This is a genomic window from Bartonella sp. AA18HLJMS, assembly GCF_042197245.1.
GTDB lineage: Bacteria > Pseudomonadota > Alphaproteobacteria > Rhizobiales > Rhizobiaceae > Bartonella.
The window spans coordinates 1-708 of record NZ_JBHIRP010000086.1 but is presented as its reverse complement, the minus strand read 5'-3'; the positions used below and the strand labels follow the sequence as shown (position 1 = coordinate 708).

General features: G+C 43.5%; 3 protein-coding genes. All 3 read right to left on the bottom strand.

Translation table 11 applies throughout. The features are described from left to right. Positions 1 to 11: 11 nt before the first annotated feature. On the bottom strand, positions 12 to 218 hold the full coding sequence (locus tag ACFINW_RS10075) for a hypothetical protein (protein ID WP_375632560.1): 207 nt from the start codon (positions 216 to 218) through the stop codon (positions 12 to 14). After that, positions 151 to 378, bottom strand: a complete 228-nt coding sequence (locus ACFINW_RS10070; RefSeq protein WP_375612620.1) for a hypothetical protein — start codon at positions 376 to 378, stop codon at positions 151 to 153. Before ACFINW_RS10070 ends, ACFINW_RS10075 begins: the two co-directional genes overlap by 68 nt. Then, the coding region (locus ACFINW_RS10065) for a glycoside hydrolase family protein (RefSeq protein ID WP_375674275.1) at positions 375 to 708 on the bottom strand (334 nt) is incomplete at its 5' end. The genes ACFINW_RS10065 and ACFINW_RS10070, both read right to left, overlap by 4 nt.

The window sequence follows — 708 nt, the reverse complement described above, 5'->3', positions numbered from 1 at the left end:
TGGATTTTTTTCTAACCATGTTTCCACCCACACAAGCGTTCACCTAGATTATTGTGCTTTAAGATCTCTCTTGCTAAATTGGAACTGATGGCGTTCAGATCTTTCTTGTCTAAATAAATTGGCAACCAGCCAACACAAGAAGAAGCATATTTATTTGTCGCGCAACCAGTGAGAGAGAGCAGCACGCATATCAGCATCACTTTTTTGATTAACTTCACTTTCCACCTCAAGCCGTGTTGTGGCTGCTTTTAAAGCTTTTTCTGTTTGCTTTTGTTGCTCTACTTTTTTCCCAAGAGTAAAAGCTTTTGCTAAGGCAATAAAAAAAGCGGCTAAAGCCGCACCTGTTACCATCAAGTTTCTTTTCATCCATAAGATCATAGGCGGTGCTCCTGAAAGCGTTTAGCAACAAAGAAAATGCCAGTACATGCGGCTAAAACCATAATGGCGGATAAAGCCCATTGGATTGGTCCATTGCCCGCTAAAAACCCACCAAGACCTGAGAAAGAACCAATAATCGGTGCCAATGCTTCTGCTTTGAGAAACCCCGTTGGTGCTTGCGTTTCTACTGTTTGATAATTGGAAGAAACATAAGCCCCTTTTGCCCATAAGCCTGTTTCTGCCGCACGCCGGTGTACGAGACCTTGTAAACGTTTGCCTCCCGCTTTGGTCCATTTCTGCAATTCGGTTGGTACCGCTTCATAATCCCCC

What these genes read in the sequence shown, in the direction of transcription:
- ACFINW_RS10070 (WP_375612620.1), bottom strand. Translation starts at nt 378, where the DNA reads ATGATCTTATGGATGAAAAGAAACTTGATGGTAACAGGTGCGGCTTTA.